Annotated in this window: 1 protein-coding gene; it reads right to left on the bottom strand. The window is 34.2% G+C overall.

Annotated features, from left to right (window positions below; translation table 11 throughout):
* Positions 1-62: 62 nt before the first annotated feature.
* Positions 63-518 (bottom strand): cytosine permease (locus AC3WJG_RS26675; RefSeq protein ID WP_492588926.1); only part of this gene is annotated, 456 nt, incomplete at its 5' end.

The raw sequence follows: 518 nt of genomic DNA, 5'->3' as shown, positions 1-518 counted from the left end.
TTCTCTTTTCATGGGTTAAAGAAAGGCCTGTATCTGTTTAGATACAGGCCTTTCTTTCGAGTTCAGTTACCACAAACCTCTTTATTTAACTTTTGTTTCATCGGAAAATAATATAAGATTGCAGGAACTATTATTCCAATTAGCCACGCAATATCTGCGCCACCAAATGCCTTTGCTATAGGACCAATGTAGAATGATGTGTTAATAAAAGGAACCTCTGCAATAATTGATACAGCAAATGCCATGCAAGTGATTCCGTTTATTTTTCCGTATTGACCATTTACATCGAAGATATCTTTTACATTATATTGACCACGGCGTAATAAGTAGTAGTCCACAAGATTGATAGACGTCCAAGGAATCAAGAAATAACTAATGAAAAAGATAAAATTTAAGAAAAATGATAGAAAATTACTTTGGCCTAATAAACATAGGATAGTACCTGCCAATGTAACACAAAACATCATCCCTACTCTAACTTTTTGTGTTACTTTCAGCTTCCAAAAGGGCTCTATAGT

The organism is Priestia sp. FW507-14D1A, from assembly GCF_058781295.1.
Note: the sequence above shows the minus strand (reverse complement) of the source record. Positions and strands in the feature narration are given on the sequence as shown.